The organism is Serratia sp. CY33525 (assembly GCF_052169115.1).
Classification (GTDB): domain Bacteria; phylum Pseudomonadota; class Gammaproteobacteria; order Enterobacterales; family Enterobacteriaceae; genus Serratia; species Serratia sarumanii.
In genome coordinates, this window is sequence record NZ_JBJNLK010000009.1 from 200387 (window position 1) to 220914 (window position 20528).

Consider the following 20528-nt stretch of genomic DNA (forward strand, 5'->3'; position numbering starts at 1 on the left):
TATTCCCCGCCGATTTAAGCGATCCTATGTCGCTGAATGACAGGCAAATTGGAGCAGCGAATGGCAGGCAGACCGCGCGAGTTCGACCGCGAACAGGCGCTTTTGAAGGCGCGAAACTTATTCTGGCGACAGGGTTACGAAGGCACTTCGATGTCGGATCTGGTGGCGGAATTGGGCATTGCTTCCGCGCGCATCTACAAGGCGTTCGGTTCCAAAGAGCAGCTGTTCCGCGAGGCGATAGCCAGTTATGAAACCGAGGAAGGCGGCTTCGCCGACCGCGCCTTCGCGCAGGAAAGCGGCATTCGCCCGGCGATCAAACGCCTGCTGGAAGACGCCGTGCGGCTCTACAGCAGGCCGGATCTGCCGCAGGGCTGCATGGTGGTCTCCTCCGCAGCCAGCGTCAGTGCGGAGAACGACGGGCTCAAAACCTGGCTGGCTGAGCATCGGTTGCAGCGCACCCAGCAGATCGTCGAACGGCTGCGGCAGGCGGTGCAAGCCGGCGAACTGCCGACCGGCACCGACGCCGACAGCCTGGGGGACTTTTTCGCGGTCTTCCTGCACGGCCTGTCGATTCAGGCGCGTGACGGCGTCACTGAAACACGACTGTTGGCGGCGGTAAAGGTGGCGCTGACGGCCCTGGGCAACGCTTAATCTTCCGGCAAATCGAAAATCGCCAGCGCGCCTTCGCCGTAATCATGCTCTTCATCCTCAATGCGGCGCGCGCCCATGCGCAGCGCTTTGATGTTGGCCACATCGACGGGTTGCAGATTATGCCCCGGCGTTCTGAGCCGCCGCCTCACGGCGCAGCCACTGCCGCAGATTTTCGCCCTCCTGCGACAGTTCGCTATCCAGGCGAGCGCACAGGTAATAATCGCGGCCATCGTCGATCGGCAGATCGAACATTTTGATTAACTCACCGCTCTCAAGGTAGTGGGCGATTAACGGCTCACGCATCAGCGCGCATCCCAATCCCGCCTGCACCGCCGCCAGCGTCAACAATCCGTCTTCGAACATCGGGCCGATGCTGCGCAGCGGGCGTTTAACGCCGACCTGCTGAAACCATTGCATCCAGGTATTGCGCTCCTCGTCGTGCAGCAGCGGCAGCGTCGCCAGCTGATCCGGCGTATCGAGCAAACCGTGCAGTTTACTGAACGCCCGGCTGCACACCGGCACCATTTGGCCGGACATCAGCTTTTCGCTGCGATAGCCGGTCCACTGCCCAACGCCGAAGCGGATCGACAGATCGGCGGCGTCGCTCAGGTAATTGCGGTGGTTGGCGTAAACCACATTGATGTCGATATCCGGATTCTCGCGCAGAAAGCCGCGCAGCCGCGGAATGAACCAGCCCATGCCGAACAGCGGGATCAGGCTGATGGTGACCTGCCGCGATGCGGACTGCTCGCGCACGTGTTCGGTCGCCTGGCGCAGCACGTTAAACGCCGAGCGGATCGAACGGTAATACTCCCGCCCCTCGCTGCGCAGCACCAGATGACGCCCCTGCCGTTCTGTCAGCGGCATCTGCAAAAACGCCTCCAGCGTTTTCAGCTGATGGCTGACCGCCGAAGGCGAAATCATCAGCTCCTTCGCCGCCGCGCTGATGCTGCCCAGGCGCGCGATGGCTTCGAACGCCCGCACGGCGCGCAGCGGCGGATCGTTCGGCAGCATCGGCAACGGCTCATCATACTGTTCTGTTTTTTTCATATATCTATTGTTTTATGGAAGTCACGGAGAGAGAATTTATTTAATATACATAAAAATCAACAAATTAAAATCACTCGTTTTTTGTATAAGAAAGTATTTTTCCGTATTTTACAATTTTTTTAAATTCTCTACTGTGAGCCTCCTGACTCATTATCTCCGGACTCTCCTTATGGATACGCTGGTACAGCAGACCGTCAACGGTTTGATGCTCGGCAGCATCTATGCGCTGATCGCGCTCGGCTACACCATGGTGTACGGCATCCTGCGCATCATCAACTTCGCGCATGGCGACGTGCTGATGGTCGGGGCGCTCAGCGCGCTGTCGGCGATCGGCGTGTTGCAGCATCATTTTCCCGCGTTACCGCCCTACGCCACGCTGCTGCTGGCGGCCCTGTTCGCCATGGCCGTCTGCGCCATCACCTCGATGGCGATCGAACGTCTGGCCTATCGCCGGTTGCGCAATGCGCCGCGCCTGGCCCCGCTGATCAGCGGCATCGGCGTCTCGCTGCTGCTGCAAACCCTGGCGATGCTGATCTGGTCACGCAATCCCCTGATGTTTCCGCAGCTGTTGCCGATGGCGCCCATCGCCCTGACCGCAGGCAGCGCCGAGCATGCGCCGGCGGTGATCACCGGCACCGCGATCGTCACGCTGGCGGTGGCCGTGGCGGTCATGGCCGGCCTCTGGCTGCTGGTCGAACACAGCCGTTTCGGCCGCGCCATGCGCGCCACGGCGGAAAACCCGCAGGTCGCCGGCCTGATGGGCATCAGTCCTGACCGCATCATCGTTCTGACCTTTGCGCTCGGCGGCGCGCTGGCGGCGGTAGCCGGCATCATGATGGCCAGCAACTACGGCAACGCCGGTTTCTCGATGGGCTTTCTGCCCGGCATCAAAGCCTTTACCGCCGCCGTGCTCGGCGGCATCGGCAACCTGCGCGGCGCGATGCTCGGCGGTTTGCTGCTGGGGCTGTTCGAATCGCTGGGCACCGGCTATCTCGGCGAGCTGACCGGCGGCGTATTCGGCAGCAACTACCAGGACGTCTTCGCGTTTCTGGTGCTGATCGCCGTACTGGTCTTCCGCCCCTCCGGGCTGTTGGGCGAACGCATCGCCACGCGCGCATAAGGACATCACGATGACCGTTTTAACTTCCACGCTTCCCCTGGCCACGCCTCGGCGCGCCAGGCTGGGGCTGACGCTGTTCATTCTCGCCCTGCTGCTGGCGCCCTGGGTCGCGGGCGCCGCCGGCGGCAACTACTGGGTGCGCGTCGTCGACTTCGCGCTGCTGTACCTGATGCTGGCGCTCGGGCTGAACATCGTGGTGGGCATGACCGGCTTGCTGGACATGGGCTTTATCGCTTTTTACGCCGTTGGCGCCTATCTGGCCGCGCTGCTGTCGTCACCGCATCTGACGCAGCAGTTCCCGCTGCTGCTGCAGTGGTTCCCCGACGGGCTTCATCTGTCGATGCTGTGGCTGATCCCGCTGGCGGCGCTGCTGGCGGCCGTGTGCGGCATTCTGCTTGGCGCGCCGACGCTGCGGCTGCGCGGCGACTATCTGGCGATCGTCACGCTCGGTTTCGGCGAGATCGTACGTATTTTGATGCGCAATCTCGATCGCCCGGTCAACCTCACCAACGGCCCCAAAGGCATTTCCGGCATCGACCCGGTCAGCCTGTTCGGCCTGAAGTTTTCCGGCATGCATGAGTGGTTCGGCGTGCGTTTCTCCGGTCTGTACCTCTATTACTACCTGTTCGCCGCCCTGCTGCTGGCGATCCTGTTTATCAGCCTGCGGTTGCAAAATTCGCGCATTGGCCGCGCATGGACGGCGATCCGCGAAGACGAGGACGCCGCGCGGGCGATGGGCATCAACACCCGCAACTTCAAGCTATTGGCCTTTGCCATCGGCGCCACCTTCGGCGGCGTGGCCGGCGCGCTGTTCGCCGCGTTTCAGGGCTTCGTGTCGCCGGAATCGTTCACCCTGCAGGAGTCGATCGCCGTCCTGGCGATGGTGGTGCTCGGCGGCATGGGGCACATCCCCGGGGTGATCCTGGGCGCGCTGCTGCTGGCCGCCCTGCCGGAATTGCTGCGCAGCAGCATGGGGCCACTGCAGCAGGCGCTGTTCGGCCAGGTGCTGATCGACCCGGAAATCATTCGCCAACTGTTTTACGGCCTGGCGCTGATCCTGGTGATGCTGTATCGCCCGGCGGGCCTGTGGCCGGCACGCCATATAAGGGGGAACGCCGCATGACACCTTTGCTCGCTTTAAATCACGTCAGCAAACGCTTCGGCGGCCTGACGGCGGTGGATGACGTCAGCATGAGCATCCGCCAGGGGGAAATCTATGGCCTGATCGGGCCGAACGGCGCCGGTAAGACCACCTGCTTCAATCTGATCACCGGTCTGTATCGCGCCGACGCGGGTGAATTCCGCCTGTCGGGCCAGCGCTATAGGCCCCAGGCGATCGATAAAGTGGCGCAGGCCGGCATCGCCCGCACCTTCCAGAACCTGCGGCTGTTCAACGAAATGAGCGTGCTGGAAAACGTGATGGTCGGCTGCCACGTGCGCACCCGCAACGGCCTGTGGGCGGCGATCGCCCGCCACCGCCGCGCCAGGGAGGAGGAACAGGCGGTGCGCGATAAGTCCCATGCGCTGCTGGAGTACGTCGGCATCGGCCAATTCGCCCATTACCGCGCCGGCGATCTCGCCTATGGCCATCAGCGCCGTCTGGAGATCGCCCGCGCGCTGGCGACCGAGCCCCGGCTGCTGGCGCTGGACGAACCGGCGGCCGGCATGAACGCCGGAGAAAAAGTGGCGCTGCGCGAGCTGCTGCTGCGCATTCGCGACAGCGGCAAAACGCTGCTGTTGATCGAACACGACGTCAAGCTGGTGATGGGCCTGTGCGATCGCCTGACGGTGCTGGATTACGGCAAAGCGATTGCCGAAGGCGAACCGGCGCAGGTTCGGCGTGAACCGGCGGTCATACAGGCCTATCTGGGAGGTGGCGCGCATGTCTGAAGCCCTGCTGAGCGTTAAACGACTCAAAGTGTCCTACGGCGGCATTCATGCGGTCAAAGGCATCGATTTTACGGTCAACGCCGGCGAACAGGTCACGCTGATCGGCGCCAACGGCGCGGGCAAGACCTCCAGCCTGCGGGCGCTGACCGGGCTGCAGCCGTTCGAGGGCGACATCCTGTTCGACGGCCGTTCGATTCGCGGCATGGCGCCGCACCGCTTGCTGCAACAGGGGCTGGTGATGGTGCCGGAAGGTCGCGGCATTTTCACCCGCCTGACGGTGCGAGAAAACCTGCAGCTGGGCGCCTATGCGCGGCGTGACAAACCGGCGGTACGGCACGATTTCGAACGGGTATGCGCCACCTTCCCGCGCCTGAACGAGCGCCTGAACCAACCGGCCGGGCTGCTTTCGGGCGGCGAACAGCAGATGGTGGCGATGGGCCGCGCGCTGCTCAGCCGCCCGCGCCTGTTGATATTGGACGAGCCGTCGATGGGGCTGGCGCCGATTGTGGTGGAAGCCATTTTTTCGGTCATCAAACAGCTGGCGCATGACGGCGTCACGCTATTGTTGGTCGAGCAAAACGCCCGCCTGGCGCTGGAATCCACCGATCGCGCCTATGTGCTGGACAGCGGCAGCCTGAGCCACAGAGGCCGCTCCGCCGACATGCTGGACGATGAAAAAATCAAACAGATCTATTTGGGTGAATAACCGTTGTTACCTTTAACCGCACCAGGAGTATGACATGCAGCAGAACTTTCGCATCAAGCCGTTGGCGCTGGCCGCCATGACGATGATCCTGAGCCTCCCGGCGCTGGCGGACGACACCGTGCTGATCGGCCTGGCCGGGCCGCTGACCGGCCCTTCCGCGCGCATCGGCAAAGATCTCGAAAACGGCGCGCGGCTGGCGATCGCCGACGCCAACGCGCAAAAGCCGACGCTGAACGGCAAACCGGTCACCTTCAAATTGCTGTCCGAGGACGATCAGTCCGATCCGCGCACCGCCGTAGCCGTCGCGCAGCGTTTGGTCGACGAAGGCGTCGCCGGCGTGGTCGGCCACTGGAACACCGGCACCAGCATCCCGGCGGCGCGCATCTATCACGATGCCGGCATCGCCCAGGTGGCGCCGGTCGCCACCGGCCACGGCTACACGCAACAAGGCTTTGACACCAGCTTCCGCGTGATGGGTCACGACGACGACGGCGGCAACTATGCCGGGCAGTATGCGGTGAAAACGCTGAAAGCCCAGCGCATCGCGGTGATCGACGATCGCACCGCCTTCGGCCAGGGCCTGGCGGACGAGTTCATCAAATCGCTGCAGGCCCAGGGCGTGCAGCCGGTCACCCGCGAATACGTCGACGACAAGACCGTCGATTTCAGCGCCGTGCTGACCACCGTGCGCAGCAAAAACGCCGATCTGATCTTCTTCGGCGGCGTGGACTCCCAGGCGGCACCGCTGGCGCGCAAACTGAAACAGCTGGGCATGAACGCGCAGCTGATGGGCGCAGGTGGCTTTGTCAGCCAGACCTTCCTGACGCTGGCGCAGCGTGAAGGCGAAGGCGTCGTCGCGCTGGAGCCGGGGCTGCCGCTGGAACAGATGCCGGGCGGCAAGGCGTTTGAACAAGCCTACCGCGACCGTTACCACACCCACATCGAACTGCATGCGCCCTTCGCCTACGACGCCACCCGGGTGCTGATCGCCGCCATCGAACAGGCCGGCTCGGCCAATCCGGCCGATTACCTGCCGAAACTGCGCGCCATCCATTATCAGGGCGTGACCGGCGCCATCGCCTTCGATGCGCAGGGCAACCTGCAACAGCCGAGCTTCACCCTGTACCGGGTAGTGGACGGCAAATGGCAGCCGCAAACCGTGTTGGGCGGCGCCAAACCACAATAAATCAAGAGGAGCAAGGCGATGAGCTGTGCAAACAACGAGTTGGGCATTTTGGCCCGCAGAAAGATCGAAGCGGAGATCATCAAACCGATCTACCAGATCCTGGTGCGTGAAATCGGCAAGGCGCGCGCTCAGGCGGTGATCGGCGAAGCCATCGAGAATGCCGCCATCGAGGCGGGCAAACGGTTCGCCGCACAGGAACCGAACGGCGCGGATCTGCGCAGCTTCGCCGCCTTGCAGTACCTGTGGGAAAAAGACGACGCGCTGCGCGTTGAGGTGATCAACCAGGACGAACAGCACTTCGACTATAACGTCACCCGCTGCCGCTACGCCGAGATGTACCACGAGATGGGGCTGGGGGAAATCGGCCACCTGCTCTCCTGCGCGCGCGACAGCCAGTTTATCGTCGGCTATGCGCCGGAGGTCGAGCTGCAGCGCAGCCAAACCATCATGTCCGGCGCCCCCTGCTGCGATTTCCGCTACACCGCCAAAACGTCGGGAGAAGAGCAATGACGTATCGGGTCAACGGCGAGCGCCTGTGGCAAAGCCTGCACGCGATGGCGCAGTTCGGCGCCATCGCCGACAACGGCGTCACCCGCCTGGCGCTCAGCGAAGAGGATCGCCAGGCGCGCGACCAGCTGCGCCTGTGGGCACTGGAGGCCGGTTGCAGCGTGCGCGTCGATCGAATGGGCAACATGTTCCTGCGCCGTGAAGGCGCGCGGCCCGAGCTGGCGCCGGTGGTCACCGGTTCTCACGGCGACTCGCAGCCCCGCGGTGGCCGTTTCGACGGTATCTACGGCGTGCTGGCCGGATTGGAGGTGATTCGCAGCCTTAACGATCGGCAGATCGTCACCGAACGCGCGATTGAAGTGATCAACTGGACCAACGAAGAAGGCGCTCGCTTCGCGCCGGCGATGATCGCCTCCGGCGTGTTCGCCGGGGTCTTCGAGATGGAATACGGTCTGACGCGCCGCGACGAGCACGGCGTCAGCCTCGGCGACGCGCTGGAACGCATCGGCTACGCCGGCGAACACCCAGTGGGCGGCACGCCGATCCATGCCGCCTTCGAGCTGCACATCGAACAGGGGCCGATTCTGGAAGCGGAGCACCTCGACATCGGCGTGGTAACCGCCGCACAGGGGCAGCGCTGGTACGAGCTGGAGGTCGTCGGCTTCAGCGCCCACGCCGGCACCACGCCGATGGATCGCCGCCGCGACGCCCTGCTGGGCTTCACCGAGCTGGTGACGGCGGTCAACCGCATCGGCTGGGATTTCGCGCCCGACGCGCGCGCCACGGTGGGCATGGCGCAAATTACCCCCAATTCACGCAACGTGGTGCCGGGCCGGGTCTTTTTCAGCGTCGAATTCCGCCATCCGCAGGAGTCAATTCTGGAACAGATGGAGCAGCGCCTGCTGGCGGCGGTAAACCACGTCAACGGCGGCGGCCTGACCGCTCGCGCCGAGCGCATTTTCCAGTATCCCCCGATCGCTTTTGATCGGGGCTGCATCGACAGCGTACGTCATGCCGCGCAAGCGTTGGGTTACCGCCATCGCGACATGATTTCCGGCGCCGGCCACGATGCCTGTTACCTTAACCGCGTCGCCCCAACCGCCATGATTTTCATTCCCTGCGTGGGCGGCATCAGCCACAACGAGCGGGAAGACATCACCCCCGCCTGGGCAACCGCCGGCGCCGACGTGTTGCTGAACGCCCTGCTGGCGCACGCCGGCGCCTGATCCCCGCCCCGGTTTTTCGCCGGGGCAAAAAATATTCAACAAAACGGTTGAATATTAGCCCACCTGTTCTATATTCAACCATATGGTTGAATTATCTTCCTCACAGCTGGACGCCATTTTTCATGCGCTGGCCGACCCGACCCGCCGCTCGATGTTGCGTGCGCTGGCCGGCGGTGAGCGCAGCATCGGCGAACTGGCCGCGCCGCTGCAGATGTCGTTCGCCGGCGCCTCCAAGCACGTGAAAGCACTGGAACATGCGGGCCTGGTGCAACGCACCGTGCAAGGAAGAAACCATATCTGCCGGCTCGAACCCGAGCCTATGGCGCAGGCCATGCACTGGCTGCAAACCTATGAACATTTCTGGACTGAACGGCTGGATGCGCTCGAACAGGCGCTGCTGCAGCCCGAACAGCTTCCTCCCAAGGAGTGAACCATGAATGATTACGGCATGATTATCGAACCCGGTACGCTGCGCATCCAGCGGCTGCTGCCCGGCCCCATCGAGCGGGTGTGGGCTTACCTGACCGAATCCGACAAGCGCGCCACCTGGCTGGCGGCCGGCGCCATGACGTTGGAGAACGGCGCGCCGCTGGAGCTGGAATTTCGCAACTCCGATCTGGCGGGCGAGCACGAACCCCCGCCGGCCAAGTACAAACAGCACGGCGGCTGCGTCAGCAACCGCGGCCACATCACCTGCCTGTTCCCGCCGCGCCTGCTGAGCTTTACCTGGGCCGAACAGGATCAGGGCCGCCCTTCCGAGGTGACCTTCGAACTGACGGAACAGGGAAGCGCCGTGCTGCTGACGGTCACCCACCGGCGCTTGGCCAACCGCGACGAGATGCTCAGCGTCGCCGGCGGCTGGCACACCCATCTGGATATCCTGCAGGATCGCCTGCACGATCGGGCGCCGCAGCCGTTCTGGAGCACCCATGCCCGGCTGGAAGAAGAGTACCGCGCCCGCCTGTAACTACGACTCGTCCCTGCGCCTGAACGCCAGATAACCGGCGATCAGCGTAAAACTGCCGACCAGCAACACCAGCAGGATAAAACCGTGGTGATTGCTGGCCAGCGGGATCCCCCCCACGTTCATGCCGAAGAAACCGGCGACGATATTGATCGGCAGCGCCAGCACGGTGATTACCGTCAGCGTGTAGAGCGTGCGGTTGTTCTGCTCCATCAGCTTGGCGCCCAGCTCCTCCTGCAGCAGCCGGATGCGTTCGGTCAGGCTGGCGAGATCGTTCAACACCACGGTGAACTCTTCGGTAAACTGCCGCAGATCCTGCACCACCTCACGGCTCAGCCAGGTCGGCGGCCGGTTCAACAGGCGAAACAGCGCGGCCGGTTCGGGCGCCAACAGGCGCTGAAAGCGCAGCAGCATGCGGCGCATGCGCCCCAGCTCGGTGCGATTGCGTTTGACGCGGCGGGTCAGCAGGCGATCCTCGATGGTATCGACATACTGGTTGGCCTGCCGCACCACCTGCTCCAGCACGTCCTCCTGCTCTTCCAGCAGGTGCGCCAGCAGTTCGGTAGACGAGGCCAGCTGCAGCGCCGTCAGGCGGCCGAGCAGCCGTTCAATCAGCCGCACCGGTTTATGGCGCACGGTCACCACCAGCCCGCGGCAGCAATAGAGCCACAGCGTCGCCGTTTCCGGGTTGCTGTCCTCGGGGTGGAAGATCACATCGTTGAGCACCGCGAACAGATCGTCGCCCTGGCGCTCAATGCGCGTGGTGTGCGAACCGTGGCGAATCTCGTGGAAGAAAAAATCGGAAATGGCAAAATGATTTTTCAACCATTTCTCCGCCGCCGCGTGGTTGAGATTGAGGTGCAGCCAGATAAAACCGTCGCCGGGCGGCAACGTCTGGTAGGCCTGGCAGACCTGCTGCGAGTTCAGGCGCCTCGGCGGCTCACCGGAACGAAACACATGGCCGTAGATCAGCCCGGTCACTTCATCATCAAAATCCAGCTTGTGCATCTTTTCCGCTAACCGTTGCACCATAACGCCCTATCCTGCCTGTTGCCGTTAACCCAAGACCGTCCCCGCTGTTATAACAATCTTTATTTATCGGCGTTAATGATTTTCGCCGTTCCCGATGATTAATATTTTCGTCATAAAAAAGCCACATTCATTCAGAATACTTTTCAGGCGACAGCTACCGCATCCAATCCTCTCAGGAAGGTCATTATGAGCGATAACAGCGCCGTTCAACCGGACATGCCGGCCGCCTCCAGCCTGCCCAAACTGCATCAAAAGAACAGTCGACTCACTGTTCTTTTTTTTGTGTTCTTATTAATTCTGGGGATCGCGTTCGCCGGGGTGAACTTATTTAACGACGTCAGCGACGCCGGCGCCGTCTATACCAGTTACGTTCCGTTTTTATTATTGGGGCTGGCGCTATTGATCGCGCTGGGCTTTGAATTCGTCAACGGCTTCCACGATACCGCCAATGCGGTCGCAACGGTGATTTACACTCATTCGCTCTCGCCGATGGTCGCCGTGGTGTGGTCCGGTTTCTTCAACTTTCTCGGCGTGTTGCTCTCCAGCGGCGTGGTGGCCTTCGGCATCATTTCGCTGCTGCCGGTCGAGCTGATCCTGCAGGCCGGCACCGGCAACGGTTTCGCCATGGTGTACGCCCTGCTGTTCTCCGCCATCATCTGGAACCTCGGCACCTGGTGGCTCGGGCTGCCCGCCTCGTCGTCGCATACGCTGATCGGCTCGATTATCGGCGTCGGCGTAGCCAACGCCCTGATCCACGGCCGTACCGGCACCAGCGGCGTGGACTGGGGCCAGGCGATCAAGGTGGGCTACGCGCTGCTGCTGTCGCCGGTGATCGGCTTCGTGTTCGCCGGCCTGCTGCTGCTGGCGCTGAAGCTGTTCGTCAAGAACCGCCAGCTGTACAGCGCCCCTAAGGGCAATACCCCGCCGCCGCTGTGGATCCGCGGGCTGCTGATCCTCACCTGCACCGGCGTTTCCTTCGCCCACGGCTCCAACGACGGCCAGAAAGGCATGGGCCTTATCATGCTGATCCTGGTGGGCACCATGCCGATCGCCTACGCCCTGAACCGTTCGATGCCGCCGGAGCAGATTCCCCGGGTGGCGGCGCTGGCGGAGGTGACCCAAAACCAGCTGCTGCGCCAGTTCCCGGCCGGCGGCCAAACGCCGCCGCGCGAGGTGCTGACCGGCTATGTGCGCACCAGCGAGCTAACGCCGGAGGTGGTGCCGGCGTTGGCGCAGCTGGCCGGCGCGATCGGCGATCAAATTCGTCAGTACGGCTCGGTCGACAAGATCCCGGCGCAGGCGGTGTCGAACACCCGCAACGACATGTATCTGGCGTCCGAGACCATCAAGCACCTGAAGGCAGAGCATCAGCTGCAGATCAATCCCGACGCGCAGCGCAACCTCGACGCGCTGAAGGGCGAACTCGACAACGCCACCCGCTTCATTCCCTTCTGGGTGAAGGTGGTGGTGGCGATTGCGCTGGGGCTCGGCACCATGGTCGGCTGGCGCCGCATCGTGGTGACGGTGGGCGAAAAGATCGGTAAATCGCACCTGACCTACGCCCAGGGCGCCAGCGCCGAACTGGTGGCGATGACCACCATCGGCGCGGCCGACGCCTTCGGCTTGCCGGTTTCGACCACGCACGTCCTGTCGTCCGGCATCGCCGGCACCATGGCCGCCAACCGCTCCGGGCTGCAGATGGCCACCCTGCGCAATCTGCTGATGGCCTGGGTGCTAACCCTGCCGGCCTCGGTGCTGCTGTCGGCGGTGCTGTACTGGATCTTCAACCATTTCTAACACCGGGCCGATACGGAGAAAATCTGATGACCATGCATGAAGTCAACCGCGATGACGGTTTCAACCAGCGCCTGCTGCAAGAGTTTTACGACAGCTACGACGAAGAGCTGGAAATGGAGCTGGACGACCTGCGCTTCGACGTGGCAGAAGTCGACAGCGACGCGAAGAAAGCCTGGCGCAAGCAGTACTTCCGCGAACTGCTGCGCCTGCAGGGCGAGCTGGTGAAGCTGCAGGATTGGGTGATGCGCACCGGCCACCGGCTGGTGATCATCTTCGAAGGCCGCGACGCCGCCGGCAAGGGCGGCGTGATCAAGCGCATCACCCAGCGCCTCAACCCGCGCACCTGCCGCGTGGCGGCGCTGCCGGCGCCGAACGATCGCGAACGCACCCAGTGGTATTTTCAGCGTTATATCGCGCATCTGCCGGCCGCCGGTGAAATGGTGCTGTTCGACCGCAGCTGGTATAACCGCGCCGGCGTGGAGCGCGTGATGGGCTTTTGCAACGACGAAGAGTATGAGGAGTTTTTCCGCAGCGTGCCGGAATTCGAAAAAATGCTGACGCGCAGCGGCATCCAAATCGTCAAATACTGGTTTTCAATCACCGATGAGGAGCAGGAGCTGCGTTTCCTCAGCCGCATTCACGATCCGCTCAAGCAGTGGAAGCTCAGCCCAATGGATCTGGAAAGCCGCCGCCGCTGGGAGGACTACACCGAGGCCAAAGAAATCATGTTAGCGCGCACTAACATTGCCGAAGCGCCCTGGTGGGTGGTTCAGGGCGTCGACAAGAAAAAGGCCCGTCTGAACTGCATCACCCACCTGCTGCAGCAGGTGCCTTATGAGGAAGCCGAAGGCAACGTCATCACGCTGCCGCAGCGCAAACGCAGCCCGGAATACCACCGTAGCCCGGTGCCGGACAACATGGTGGTGCCGGAAATCTACTGACCTTAGCGCAGAGAGGCGGCTACCGCTTCTCTGCGCTAATACAACGCTTTGATTTCTCTCACGCTAAGGGGCTAAACCCCATGTTAAAGTGGTTGCTTTCCATTTTGACAGGAGTCTTCCATGCGCCAGCGCATCATTGTCTGCCCGCTGATTGAAAACGATAACGCCTTCCTGCTGTGCAAAATGGCGGCGCACAAGGGCGTGTTCCCCGGCCAGTGGGCGCTGTCCGGCGGCGGCGTCGAGCCGGGTGAACAGATAGAACAGGCACTGCGGCGCGAAGTGCGCGAAGAGCTGGGCGCCGCGCTGATCCTCGACGGCATCACGCCCTGGACCTTCCGCGACGATGTGCGCATCAAAACCTATGCCGACGGCAGCCGGGAGCAAATCTACATGATTTACCTGATTTTCGACTGCCATGCCGCCAACCGCGACGTGACGATCAACGACGAGTTCGACGACTACGCCTGGGTGCCGCGCGAGCGTCTCGCGGACTACGATTTGAACGAGGCCACACGCTTCACGCTGCAACAAAAGGGATTGTTGTAACAGTTTGAGCGATTATCGCCCTATTTTCTTCACATTTGCCGGGCAGACTCTTTTGATATTTTTTAATCACTTAGGGTCACTATTGCCGCCGTTATGCTTTTATCTCACGCTTTTCTCCGTCTGCCCGCCCGGCGCTTCGGCGCCGCCCTCCTGTTCAGCCTGCTGTTCGTTTTGGCGCCCGTGCATGCCGCTGCGCCGCCGCTGGTGCTGAACGCCAAATCGGTGCTGGTCGTCAATCAACGCACTGGAAAGACGCTCTATCAGAAGCAGCCGAACCGCGTGCTGCCGATCGCCTCGCTCACCAAGCTGATGACCGCCATGGTCGCCCTGGACAGCAAACGCCCGATGGGCAGCAGGCTGAAAGTCACCGCCGCCGATCGCGATCTGCTGAAGAAAACCCACTCGCGCCTGACCATCGGCTCGGTGCTCAGCCGCCGCGACATGCTGCACATCGCCCTGATGTCTTCGGAGAACCGCGCCGCTGCGGCGCTGAGCCGCAGCTATCCCGGCGGACGCAAGGCCTTCGTGGCGAAAATGAATCAGAAAGCGCGCACCATCGGTATGAAACGCGCACGCTTCTACGATCCGACCGGGCTGACGCCGCGCAATGTGGCGACCGCCAACGATCTGCTGAAGATGGTCAATCACGCCTATCGCTATCAATCGATTCGCCGCTTCAGCACCGACAAGCAGCAGATCGTGCGTCCTGGCCGAGGCCAGTTGGTCTACCGCAGTTCCAACGGCCTGATCAACAACCCAGCCTGGAAGATCCAGCTGCAGAAAACCGGCTTTACCGACGAGGCCGGCCACTGCCTGGTGATGCGCACCACCATCAAAGGGCAGCCGGTGGTGATGATCCTGCTCGGCGCGCAGTCGCGCTACGGCCACTACCGTGACGCCATTCGTCTGAAGGCCTGGCTCGAAGGATAATATCGCGGCGCTTTACCGATCTGCGCATATCCAAATTCGTTTTGGATCAATGGAATATCCTATCGCCAATCAGTATTAAGGCGCGCGCCGCCCGCATGGTATTTGTCAGGCATATCTGATGAGGAAAGGAGCGGGAAAATGGCTTATGCCTTGAGCATATTGGAAAAGAGTCCGATCGCCGACGGGGAAAGCGCCGCCCAGGCGCTGGCGCGCACGCTGCATCTGGCGCAACAGGCGGAACGCTGGGGCTATCGGCGTTTCTGGCTGGCGGAGCACCACAACACGCCGCAGCTCGCCTGCCCGTCGCCGGAAGTGCTGATCGGCTACCTGCTCGGCCAGACGTCGCGCATTCGCATCGGCTCCGGCGGCGTGATGCTGCAACACTACAGCGCCTACAAGGTGGCCGAAAACTTTAACCTGCTGGCGGCGTTGGCGCCGGGGCGCGTCGATCTCGGGGTGGGCAAAGCGCCCGGCGGGCTGCCGCTCGCCACCCAGGCGCTGCAGGCCGCCCATGACCGGCAACACAAACCGGCTTTCCCGCAGCAGCTGTCGCAGCTGACCGCCTATCTGAACGACGACGCCGAGCCCGGCCTGAGCGCCACGCCGCTGCCGCCGCACGGCGCTCAGCGCTTCCTGCTCGGCGCCAGCAAAGAGAGCGCGACGCTGGCGGCCGAATCCGGCTGGATTTTCGTGTTCGCCGCGCATCTGAACGGCAATCCGCAAGATATCAGCGCGGCGCTGGCGCACTACGCCGCACACAGCGGCGGCCGCAAGGCGCTGCTGGCGGTAGCGGCGATCGTGGCGCCAAGCGCGGAACAGGCCGCGGCGCTGGCGGCGGATATACAGCAATACCGCGTCCACGTCGCCGGTGAGCAGAGCGTGACCGTCGGCAGCCTGGCGCAGGCCGAGAGTTTCGTGCAGCAGGCCGGCGCCACCGACTACCGCATCGAGCCGCGGGAAAGCCATATCCTGCTCGGCACCGCGCCGCAGGTGCATCAACAACTGGCGCAGCTGCAGCAGCGGTACGGCGTGGACGAGTTCATCATCGACACGCCGATCGCCGAACCGAGCGCCCGGCTCACCTCACTGCAGCTGCTGGCGGAGGAGAGCCTGACGCCGGCCTAGTTGATCGCCGTACTGGCCCGCATGGCGTCGGCCAGATCCTGCGCCAGAGCCGCCAGTTGCGCCGGCGCCACGTTGGCCAGGCTGACGCGGATCGCAGGATCGCTCTTCAGACGAAAAGGCTCGCCGCCCTGCACCAGCCACCCCCGCTGCGCCATCAGCTGCGCGGCGGCGGTTTCCGACCGCACCGGCAACCACAGGTGCAGCCCTTCACCTACCGCCAGCGCCGTGTGATTCAGCGCGTTGAGCCGTTGCACCAGTTCATCCCTTCTGGCCTGATACGCCTGCTGCGCCCGCTGCAGCTGCCCTTCCTGCAAGGCCTGCCCCCACAGCCTGGCGGCGATCTGCTGCAAGATATGGCTGACCCAGCGCTCGCTGATGTACTGATCGGCGCGCATTGCCTGCAGCAACGTCGGGTTGCCGCAGGCCAGCGCGATGCGCAGATCCGGGCTGAGAAACTTGCTCAGCGACAGCACGTACAGCCCGCGATCGCCGTCGAACGGCAGATGCAGCGGCTGCTGCGACAGCGGCCCCCAGAAGTCGTCGACGATCGCCAGACACTGCGGATTCGCGCTGAGAAAACGCCGCCACTGCTGCGCGCGTTGCGCAGAGAGCGAGGCGCCGGTCGGATTGTGGGCGCGCGGCGTCAGGATCACCGCGCCCGCCGCTCCGCTTTCCGGCAACCGACACCCCTGTTCATCCATCGCCAGCGGCAGCGGCCGCAGACGCAGGTGGCGCAGCAGCGTCAATAGCGGCGGCCAGCAGGGATCTTCCACCCACACCGCCGCGCCCGGCTGCATATGGCAGCGCAGCGCCTTTTCCATCGCGTCCAGCGCGCCGGAGAACACCGCCGGTTCCCCCAGCGTGACGCCCTGGCGGCCGAGCCACTCGCGCCCCAGGCCGGTCAATACCGGCAGATCGCCGCTGATGTCATAGCCGTTTTGCTGCGGGAACGCCTCCGCCGCGCCCAGCGCCAACGCCGGCAACAATGCGGCATCGAGGTTGCCGCTGGCCAGATCGCACATCCCCGCCGGCACCTGGCGCGGCGCATAGGCCGCACTCACCGCCGCCAGCGGCGGCTCCAGCACCACCGTTCCCGCCCGCCCGCGCGTCACCACCAGACCGGCATCGCGCAATCGGGCGTATGCGCTGGCGACGGTATTCGGATTGACCTCCAGCTCCGCCGCTAGCTGGCGTACCGGCGGCAACAGTTCGCCCGGCCGCAGCGTGCCGTCTTTGATGCGTGCGGCGATCTGCTCGGCAATCTGGACAGCGCCGCCGCCTTTTGCATACAATGAAGTCATACATAAATCCTTTTGTACTAGTTCAAAATAGATTAACAGCTTCCGCGGCCAAAAGTAAGGGGTTCCATGGATAAACATTACGTGCTCGACATTCAGTATGCAGGAAAGGCCTTTGCCCGCCTGCAGATGTTCACCCCCTGGGCGGCCGATCAGCTGGAGCAGGCGTGCGCGCTGTTCCCGGCCGCGCAGGGTTATCAGGTGCAGCTCAGCCAGGTCAGCGAACGCCGCATCGTCTACCAGAGCGGCGCGCAAGGCATCGCGGTGCTGGGCGAGTCGCTGGCGCTGACGCCGTTCACCCACGCTCACGAGGTTAAACAATGAAGAAAGCCGTCGCCATTCGACACGTCAATTTTGAAAACCTGGGCATCCTCGGTTCCCTGCTCTCGCTGCGCGGCTATCAGATCGACTATTACGATGCCGGCCGCGATGATATTCGTGCTATCAATAATGAAGAGACCGATCTGTTGGTGGTGCTCGGCGGGCCGATCAGCGCCGCCCAACACTTTTCCGGCGCGCAGCGCTATGATTTTCTCGACCATGAATTGGCGCTGGTCAAACAGCGGCTGGCGCAGCGGCGGGCGACCCTTGGGGTGTGTCTCGGCGCGCAGGTGATCGCCCAGGCGCTGGGCGCCGACGTGATCTCGCTCGGCGTCAAAGAGATCGGTTTCGCCCCGCTGACCACGCTCACGGCGCAAGACGACTCGGTGCTGGCACCGCTGGCCGATACGCCGGTGCTGCATTGGCACGGTGATATGTTCACGATCCCGGAGGGCGCCCGCTGCCTGGCCGGTACGGCGGTTTGCCCGCATCAGGCCTTCGACTATCAGGGGTTCGCGCTCGGGCTGCAGTTCCATCTGGAGGCGGATCATCGCGATATCGAACGCTGGCTGATTGGCCATGCCTGCGAACTGGAACTGGCCGGCATCGCGCCCCAGAGCCTGCGCGAACAGGCGGCGCGCCACGGCGTACAGCTGGAACAGCGCGCGCGGCAGGTGTTCGCCCGCTGGCTGGATAATAACGAACCAAGGATGTAACTCATGCAACAGACTTCACCCTTGCGATCACCGTCCATCGACGTGATCAGCATTCAATCTCAGGTGGTCTACGGCAGCGTCGGCAACGGCATCGCCTACCGCGCCCTGCTGAAAAAAGGGCTGGAAGCGCTGCAGGTGCCCAGCGTGCTGTTCGGCTGCCCGCCCTATTACGGCAAGCCGCACGGCGGCGTCATCTCCGGCGAGTGGTTCGGCGGCTTTCTCGACGATCTGATCGCCCGCGGCGTGATGAAGCGCGCCCGGGCGGTGATCGTCGGCTACCTGGGCGACGTGATGCAGTGCCATATTCTGGCCAACTGGCTGCAGCGGGTGCGCGCCCTCAATCCGCAGATAAAGATCTATATCGATCCGGTGATGGGCGATTACGGCGAAGGGATCTACGTGGATGAGCGCATCGTCAACTGCTATCGCTCACCGTTCCTGCGGCTGGCCAACGGCCTGACGCCGAACGGTTTCGAACTGGAGCAGCTGTGCGGCCGGCAACTGAGCAGCCAAGAGCAGACGCAGCACGCCGCGCAGGCGCTGTTGAACGACACCACCGAATGGGTGCTGGTCACCAGCGCGCCGGGCGTGGCGCAGCACGAAGACGAAGTGGGATTGATGCTGGTCACCCGGCAGGAAACGCAGTGCTTTACCCATCCGAAGGTCAAATCGGCGGTCAAAGGCACCGGCGATCTGTTCGCCGCACTGCTGGTGAGCCATCTGCTGCACGGCGCCGCGCTGGACGCGGCCGTGGTCGCCGCCGGCGGCGAAGTGTGCGACGTGCTGGCCGAAGCGGCGCATTTCGGTTGGGAAGAGATCGGCAGCCTGCGGGCGTTACAGCCGTAAGGCCAGTGGAGAGTCAGGGGCAGCGTGCCGCCCCTGATAAATATCAGCGTTTTTTCTTTTTGTTGAAATCCAGCTCGAAGGCGAACACCGCGCTTTGAATTTTGCGCTCCATCGCCAGCCCCAGCTTGAGGAAACGGCACGACAGGCGCGAGAAGTGCACCACCTGATCGTTATCGTCGGTTTCCTGATCGTCGTTGACTACCACCAGCTCCATGTTGACCTTGAAGCTGCCGTAGCTGCCCAAATCCAACTCCGCTTTCTTGAACTGCAGGCCCGGCTGAAAGAAATCCGGCAGCGGGCCGTCGAAACGCAAACCGACGCCGCCGGCTGACAGATCGTGGATCCGCAGCTCATAAGGCGTGCCGTTCGGGTATTCGCCGGTACAGAAGAATTGGCGCCAGTGCGGCGTGGTGATGCGGAACTGGCGGCGGCGCTGGATGTAAACCAACTCCTGCGGCAGCCGGGTCGAGCAGGCCTGGACGCCCTGATGTTCGGTCAGCTCCGCCTGGCCGACGGAAAACTCGATTTTGGCGTCGTTGCTTTCAATCACGATGGTGCAGGCGCCGTCGATGGCGTTTTCCGCTTCCTCACCGCTAAACACGATATTGTCCGGCCCGACGCTCAATAACAGACTTTGAAACCGGTGCTGCTGATTTTCTACGCGCAGCGGCGTGCGTTGTTTGCAAATTTCACGCAGAATCGCCAGAACTTCAAAACGCTCCCGTTTGATAAACAGTCCGTTATCGCTGTGCTCCACACGTCTCTCCTGACTTTTTTTCTAATGACGTATTACGTATTCCTTACGGTTATCATCTCTGGGAATATTCCTAAAGTCAAATTTGCCAGCGCTGCCAGGCCTGCGGCAGCAGGCGTGCGAAACGTTTCGCCCACGCCTGTTGCCCACGTTCGTCGGCGATCAGATCCTGGCGGATTTCGATGCCGACATAAGGCAAACCGCGGCGTTCCGCATGGACCGGCAACGTGTAGTCGGTGGCGTCGGTCATCGCATAGGGTTCGTTGATCCCCACCTGCAAATCTCCCTCTTCGCGCAGCAGCTCGGCCAGCAGATGGGCAAATTCCGGGTAACGGTTAAACAGCAGCCCCACCTGCCAGGGGCGCGATGCCCCTTTGAACACCGGCGTGAAACTGTGCATGGCGATCACCGCCGTCGGCAGTTCGCGCAGTTGGCGTTGCCCCAGATGATCGTCGATGGCGTGGTGATACGGCAAAAACACCTCGCGCTCGCGCGCCAGCGCGTGCTCGGCATCGATACCGATATTGCCGGGGATCGGCGTCAACTCGGACAAATGCGGGATCGAGCTGGCGATGCCGGGCGCCCGGTTGCAGTCGATCACCAGCCGTGAGTAACGCTGGTGGATCAGCGTGGCGTCCAACTGGCGGCTCAGATGGCGCGACACGCTCAGCGCGCCGATGTCCCAGCCGATGTGGCGTTCGATCTCCCCCGGCGGCAAACCGAGGTCGCCGAGGGATTGCGGAATCGCCTTGCCGGCGTGATCGCACAGCAGCAAAAAGGGCGCTTTGCCGCGCGGGATTTCAACGGCGGCGGCAGAGGGTTCGTCGGCGGACAATAACGGCGGGATAAACGAGTGAGGCATGACGGGCTCCGGCGGTGGAAAGCAAAACGTTTATCGTAGCGCTATCCCGTCGCCGGCCCC

At 63.0% G+C, this 20528-nt stretch carries 23 protein-coding genes; 18 read left to right on the top strand and 5 right to left on the bottom strand.

Annotated features, from left to right (window positions below; all coding sequences use genetic code 11):
- Positions 1 to 60 precede the first annotated feature (60 nt).
- Complete coding sequence (locus tag ACJ8IM_RS20520; RefSeq protein WP_033653095.1) at positions 61 to 651, top strand: TetR/AcrR family transcriptional regulator; 591 nt, start codon at positions 61 to 63, stop codon at positions 649 to 651.
- 117 nt (positions 652 to 768) lie between these two features.
- On the opposite strand, the gene ACJ8IM_RS20525 is transcribed toward ACJ8IM_RS20520, so the two are convergent.
- Positions 769 to 1701: a LysR substrate-binding domain-containing protein gene (locus ACJ8IM_RS20525; protein ID WP_033653094.1), complete on the bottom strand. Its 933-nt coding sequence runs from the start codon at positions 1699 to 1701 to the stop codon at positions 769 to 771.
- Between the two features lie 169 nt (positions 1702 to 1870).
- Here ACJ8IM_RS20525 and ACJ8IM_RS20530 point away from each other — a divergent pair, with 169 nt between their 5' ends.
- From ACJ8IM_RS20530 to ACJ8IM_RS20570, 9 genes are all read left to right on the top strand, one after another.
- Positions 1871 to 2821, top strand: a complete 951-nt coding sequence (locus ACJ8IM_RS20530) for a branched-chain amino acid ABC transporter permease (RefSeq protein ID WP_033653093.1) — start codon at positions 1871 to 1873, stop codon at positions 2819 to 2821.
- 10 nt (positions 2822 to 2831) lie between these two features.
- On the top strand, positions 2832 to 3944 hold the full coding sequence (locus ACJ8IM_RS20535) for an ABC transporter permease subunit (RefSeq protein ID WP_033648403.1): 1113 nt from the start codon (positions 2832 to 2834) through the stop codon (positions 3942 to 3944).
- Entirely contained in the window at positions 3941 to 4711 is a 771-nt protein-coding gene (locus tag ACJ8IM_RS20540) for an ABC transporter ATP-binding protein (protein WP_033648404.1), read from the top strand. The genes ACJ8IM_RS20535 and ACJ8IM_RS20540 overlap by 4 nt, the downstream gene beginning before the upstream one ends.
- Positions 4704 to 5417 (top strand): ABC transporter ATP-binding protein, encoded by a 714-nt coding sequence (locus tag ACJ8IM_RS20545; protein WP_033653092.1) that lies wholly within the window; start codon positions 4704 to 4706, stop codon positions 5415 to 5417. The genes ACJ8IM_RS20540 and ACJ8IM_RS20545 overlap by 8 nt, the downstream gene beginning before the upstream one ends.
- Positions 5418 to 5493: 76 nt before the next feature.
- A complete protein-coding gene (locus ACJ8IM_RS20550) occupies positions 5494 to 6603 on the top strand; it encodes a branched-chain amino acid ABC transporter substrate-binding protein (protein WP_371514366.1) in 1110 nt (369 codons plus the stop codon).
- An 18-nt stretch (positions 6604 to 6621) separates the two neighbouring features.
- Positions 6622 to 7113 carry an L-2-amino-thiazoline-4-carboxylic acid hydrolase gene (locus ACJ8IM_RS20555; protein ID WP_033653091.1) on the top strand — a complete coding sequence of 164 codons (492 nt, stop codon included), beginning with the start codon at positions 6622 to 6624 and terminating at the stop codon, positions 7111 to 7113.
- A complete protein-coding gene (locus tag ACJ8IM_RS20560; RefSeq protein WP_033653090.1) occupies positions 7110 to 8336 on the top strand; it encodes a Zn-dependent hydrolase in 1227 nt (408 codons plus the stop codon). Before ACJ8IM_RS20555 ends, ACJ8IM_RS20560 begins: the two co-directional genes overlap by 4 nt.
- 82 nt (positions 8337 to 8418) lie before the next feature.
- Positions 8419 to 8766 (top strand): ArsR/SmtB family transcription factor, encoded by a 348-nt coding sequence (locus ACJ8IM_RS20565; RefSeq protein ID WP_004938187.1) that lies wholly within the window; start codon positions 8419 to 8421, stop codon positions 8764 to 8766.
- A gap of 3 nt (positions 8767 to 8769) precedes the next feature.
- On the top strand, positions 8770 to 9303 hold the full coding sequence (locus ACJ8IM_RS20570) for an SRPBCC family protein (RefSeq protein WP_033634628.1): 534 nt from the start codon (positions 8770 to 8772) through the stop codon (positions 9301 to 9303).
- Here the strand turns inward: ACJ8IM_RS20570 and ACJ8IM_RS20575 are convergent, their stop codons facing one another.
- Positions 9304 to 10332 (bottom strand): transporter, encoded by a 1029-nt coding sequence (locus tag ACJ8IM_RS20575; protein WP_033653089.1) that lies wholly within the window; start codon positions 10330 to 10332, stop codon positions 9304 to 9306.
- 186 nt (positions 10333 to 10518) lie between these two features.
- On the opposite strand from ACJ8IM_RS20575, the gene ACJ8IM_RS20580 reads away from it, so the two are divergent.
- The 5 genes from ACJ8IM_RS20580 (at position 10519) to ACJ8IM_RS20600 (ending at position 15671) form a co-directional block, all read left to right on the top strand.
- On the top strand, positions 10519 to 12129 hold the full coding sequence (locus tag ACJ8IM_RS20580; protein WP_033634630.1) for an inorganic phosphate transporter: 1611 nt from the start codon (positions 10519 to 10521) through the stop codon (positions 12127 to 12129).
- Between the two features lie 26 nt (positions 12130 to 12155).
- Positions 12156 to 13070 carry a polyphosphate kinase 2 gene (gene ppk2 / locus ACJ8IM_RS20585; RefSeq protein WP_033653088.1) on the top strand — a complete coding sequence of 305 codons (915 nt, stop codon included), beginning with the start codon at positions 12156 to 12158 and terminating at the stop codon, positions 13068 to 13070.
- Between the two features lie 120 nt (positions 13071 to 13190).
- Complete coding sequence (gene nudI, locus ACJ8IM_RS20590) at positions 13191 to 13616, top strand: nucleoside triphosphatase NudI (protein ID WP_033653086.1); 426 nt, start codon at positions 13191 to 13193, stop codon at positions 13614 to 13616.
- A 93-nt stretch (positions 13617 to 13709) separates the two neighbouring features.
- A complete protein-coding gene (pbpG, locus tag ACJ8IM_RS20595) occupies positions 13710 to 14546 on the top strand; it encodes a D-alanyl-D-alanine endopeptidase (RefSeq protein WP_033653085.1) in 837 nt (278 codons plus the stop codon).
- 138 nt (positions 14547 to 14684) lie between these two features.
- The gene (locus ACJ8IM_RS20600; RefSeq protein WP_033653083.1) at positions 14685 to 15671 is read left to right on the top strand and encodes an MsnO8 family LLM class oxidoreductase; all 987 of its coding nucleotides are present in this window, start codon (positions 14685 to 14687) and stop codon (positions 15669 to 15671) included.
- On the opposite strand, the gene ACJ8IM_RS20605 is transcribed toward ACJ8IM_RS20600, so the two are convergent.
- The gene (locus ACJ8IM_RS20605) at positions 15668 to 16972 is read right to left on the bottom strand and encodes an aminotransferase class I/II-fold pyridoxal phosphate-dependent enzyme (protein WP_033653082.1); all 1305 of its coding nucleotides are present in this window, start codon (positions 16970 to 16972) and stop codon (positions 15668 to 15670) included. The genes ACJ8IM_RS20600 and ACJ8IM_RS20605 overlap by 4 nt on opposite strands.
- A gap of 66 nt (positions 16973 to 17038) precedes the next feature.
- Here ACJ8IM_RS20605 and ACJ8IM_RS20610 point away from each other — a divergent pair, with 66 nt between their 5' ends.
- Genes ACJ8IM_RS20610 through pdxY form a run of 3 tightly spaced genes read left to right on the top strand, consistent with a single transcriptional unit; the run spans position 17039 to position 18852 of the window.
- On the top strand, positions 17039 to 17293 hold the full coding sequence (locus tag ACJ8IM_RS20610; RefSeq protein ID WP_033634636.1) for a hypothetical protein: 255 nt from the start codon (positions 17039 to 17041) through the stop codon (positions 17291 to 17293).
- Positions 17290 to 18006, top strand: a complete 717-nt coding sequence (locus ACJ8IM_RS20615) for a glutamine amidotransferase (protein WP_033653080.1) — start codon at positions 17290 to 17292, stop codon at positions 18004 to 18006. Before ACJ8IM_RS20610 ends, ACJ8IM_RS20615 begins: the two co-directional genes overlap by 4 nt.
- A gap of 3 nt (positions 18007 to 18009) precedes the next feature.
- Positions 18010 to 18852 carry a pyridoxal kinase gene (gene pdxY / locus ACJ8IM_RS20620; RefSeq protein ID WP_033653079.1) on the top strand — a complete coding sequence of 281 codons (843 nt, stop codon included), beginning with the start codon at positions 18010 to 18012 and terminating at the stop codon, positions 18850 to 18852.
- Positions 18853 to 18895: 43 nt separating this feature from the next.
- On the opposite strand, the gene ACJ8IM_RS20625 is transcribed toward pdxY, so the two are convergent.
- Together ACJ8IM_RS20625 and ACJ8IM_RS20630 are read right to left on the bottom strand one after the other, a co-directional pair.
- The gene (locus ACJ8IM_RS20625; protein WP_033634639.1) at positions 18896 to 19609 is read right to left on the bottom strand and encodes a flagellar brake protein; all 714 of its coding nucleotides are present in this window, start codon (positions 19607 to 19609) and stop codon (positions 18896 to 18898) included.
- Between the two features lie 76 nt (positions 19610 to 19685).
- Complete coding sequence (locus ACJ8IM_RS20630; protein WP_033634640.1) at positions 19686 to 20468, bottom strand: N-formylglutamate amidohydrolase; 783 nt, start codon at positions 20466 to 20468, stop codon at positions 19686 to 19688.
- Between the last annotated feature and the right edge of the window lie 60 nt (positions 20469 to 20528).